Source organism: Armatimonas sp. (genome assembly GCF_031410135.1).
Lineage (GTDB): Bacteria > Armatimonadota > Armatimonadia > Armatimonadales > Armatimonadaceae > Armatimonas.
In genome coordinates this window covers 1-2,728 of record NZ_JANNYP010000928.1, presented here as the reverse complement: position 1 = coordinate 2,728, position 2,728 = coordinate 1, and the positions used below count along the sequence as shown (strand labels likewise).

Sequence of the window (2,728 nt, the reverse complement as noted above, 5' to 3'; positions counted from 1 at the left end):
GGAGATTCGCGTCACTCCGTTTATCTGCTACGACCTGCGCTTCCCCGAGGTCTGGCGGGTGGCGGCAGCGGCATGGCGACCTGAGCTGTATCTGGACATCGCGAGCTGGCCAAGCGCCCGCGCTCACCACTGGGTGCGCTTGCTTCAGGCACGTGCCATCGAGAACCAGGCGTATGTCTTAGGTGTCAACCGCTGCGGCACCGATCCGTATTTTACGTTTCCCGGTCGCACGATGCTCGTGGACTGGCACGGGGAGATCGTCGCCGATGCGGGAAGCGAAGAAGGCACTCTCTCCGCTTCCCTGGATCTCCCCGCCCTTCGCGAGTACCGAAGCCAGCTTCGGTTCCTCGACGATATCTAGCCTCTAACGCTTGACGGGCGGCTTTGTCGAAGCCGTTTGTGCCTCGTTGGCGGGCATGGAGGCAAGAAAACCTGCCATCAGATCCCGGCTATTGCCTTGGCCTTGCCCCTGGATCAGCGTGAGATTGGCACCGCTCTCGACGATCCGCTGGGTCTCTAGGAGATCAAAAAGCGCTTCGGAGACTTCGGGGTCGGCGCTGATCTCGGCCATGGCTTTTCCGACAATAGCAGGCCGGACGGCGGCGGCTTTTCCAAACTCGACCGCGGCCTGGCGCTCGGCGGTGCTGGTGATGATGCTCACCTGGTTGACACCGTCTTGCTTGATCGCTGCCGTGACCTGGCGCAACCTATTAACCACCTTGCTCTCAATCTGGCGAATCATCTCCGGGTCGCGGAAGTGGACTTTGCGGATGTAGATTGAGCCCAGCTTGTAGCCCCACTCGTGGGACTTAGGCGTCACCTCGTCGCGAACCGTCTTGCTCATCGCATGGCGATCAATTAGCATCTTCGCCAGCGGCAGGTTGCTCAGACAGCGCACCGTGGAGTTACTCACGTTGGCCGAGAGCGAGCCGCGTGGGTCGGAGTTCTTGAAGAGATAGGCCACCGGATCGCTGATGTACATCTCGTACCAGATGCCGATTCCCATGGGAGCGCCCTCTTCTGAGTTCACGGGAGCGCTTCGCAGGTACTCCTGATCGAGGCGCAGGTCAATCACATGGCACTTGCCAAAACCGGCCACAAGAAAGGCACGCCAGCCGAGCTGCGGCAAGAGAAAGCAGAAGCCGGGCTCGTCAATGATGCCGATCACCTGGCCAAAGAGCACGTAGACATGGCAGCGGCGCTCCTGCACCACGGTATAGACTCCCCAAAACCGCAGGAGGCCCAGTAGGATCGGGCCGCCGATCAGGAGCACAAAAAACGTCACTAGGGCATAGACAAGGATCATGACTTCACCTCCGAGATCACCCGTCGGGCATTGCTAAAGAGCGCCAGCTTGGCATTGCGCACGTAGGCCAGCATCGCGGGCCTGCCGGTAGACTGAAGCTCCGTGAGCTGCGCGGCCAGCCGCCGCAGGGGCTCGACTTCGGCCTCCGCTTTGAGTGTCTCGATCTCCACGGCACGGCGCGACTCAACAATGCGCTGGTCTGCCGCCGCCGTTGCCAGGCTAATGTCCGATGAGACATGGTTGTGTGCCGTGTTGATCGCCGCCAGCGCGGACTCCACCTCAGCAGGCGGGTCAATTCCGGTAATCAGCGACGCCTCCAGCACCATGCCGTAGCGCGCCGCCGAACTAAAGCACTCCTTGTCCATGTGCTCGTTGAGATCGCGGAGGTTCTTGCGCAGGTCGTTGATGGAGATGCCCTCCACCGAGGCCGCGTCAAGTGCTTCCTCATGTCCCGCCACCACAGGTGCCTCAAACGTGGCGATGCGCTCGCGGAGCACCGAGACAAAGTAGCCCATGATATGGGCAAAGGGATGGCGCACCCCAAAGAGATAGGCATAGAGATTACGCTCCGAGACCTGGTAGCGAATCTGCCCCGTCAGCCCGGTGTTGAGCTGATCCTTGGTGACGGCTTCCAGGAGCGTGCCCTCGTTGTTGGCCGAGGGGTTCTGGGGATCGTAGGCCATGTTGACCGTCTCCGTCGCCACCGAGACTTTGTGAATCTGCTCCCAGGGCCACTTAAAGTATGGCCCGCCCGGCGGAATCACGTGTACTTGCGGGTAGACATAGCGCTCCCGCTGGTCACCCGAGAGCGACTCCGCAATGGGATCGTCGAGCGTGGTCAGTGCCCCCACGCGCTGCGCCCGCCCGAAGATCGTCTTGACCGCTCGCTCGTTCTGGTTGACCGTGTAGAATCCGGTGAGCACGCAGCGCACCACGATCCAGGCGATAAATCCAATGATTATGCCACCTAATACATCCATAGTTTCATCTTCCTCTTTTTTCTTTGCTGTGCTACAGTAACACAAAGGACAGAAAAGTTGCACGTTATTACCGATCCCACCCAAATCACCTCAGATTGGCTGAGCGAGAAGCTCTCACAAACCGTCACAGACTTCACTCTCCATACCGAGACAAGTAACTGGGCAAGCCAGGTGCTGCTCAAAGCGACGCTGGCGGATGGCACGACAAAAGCTCTGCGGCTCAAGCTCTGTGTGGGAGAGACGTTCGGCCCTTCCGAGGCGGAGTTCTACACGAAAGATTACGTCACACTCGCAAACGCACCACTGGTGCGCTGCTACGATGCACAGTTTGTGCCGGGCGTAGGCTACCACATTCTCCTCGAGGACTTGTCAGAGACACACCACAATCGAAAAGATGCCCCGCCCACGCTTGGCCTGTACCCCTGATTTGGTCCATCGAGTG

At 59.7% G+C, this 2,728-nt stretch carries 4 protein-coding genes; 2 read left to right on the top strand and 2 right to left on the bottom strand.

The genetic code is table 11. The features are described from left to right. The coding region (locus tag RMO15_RS33090) for a nitrilase-related carbon-nitrogen hydrolase (RefSeq protein ID WP_309723615.1) at positions 1-361 on the top strand (361 nt) is incomplete at its 5' end. Positions 362-364: 3 nt separating this feature from the next. Here the strand turns inward: RMO15_RS33090 and RMO15_RS33085 are convergent. Further along, a complete protein-coding gene (locus tag RMO15_RS33085; RefSeq protein ID WP_309723612.1) occupies positions 365-1,306 on the bottom strand; it encodes an SPFH domain-containing protein in 942 nt (313 codons plus the stop codon). Beyond that, on the bottom strand, positions 1,303-2,286 hold the full coding sequence (locus tag RMO15_RS33080; RefSeq protein ID WP_309723610.1) for an SPFH domain-containing protein: 984 nt from the start codon (positions 2,284-2,286) through the stop codon (positions 1,303-1,305). The genes RMO15_RS33085 and RMO15_RS33080 overlap by 4 nt, the downstream gene beginning before the upstream one ends. A gap of 57 nt (positions 2,287-2,343) precedes the next feature. Between RMO15_RS33080 and RMO15_RS33075 the strand changes: the two genes are divergently transcribed. Next, a complete protein-coding gene (locus RMO15_RS33075; RefSeq protein ID WP_309723607.1) occupies positions 2,344-2,712 on the top strand; it encodes a hypothetical protein in 369 nt (122 codons plus the stop codon). The last annotated feature ends 16 nt before the right edge of the window (positions 2,713-2,728 follow it).

Bases quoted from the DNA above. Each gene is read 5' to 3' on its own strand.
- RMO15_RS33085 (WP_309723612.1), bottom strand. From the start codon at position 1,306: ATGATCCTTGTCTATGCCCTAGTGACGTTTTTTGTGCTCCTGATCGGC.
- RMO15_RS33080 (WP_309723610.1), bottom strand. From the start codon at position 2,286: ATGGATGTATTAGGTGGCATAATCATTGGATTTATCGCCTGGATCGTG.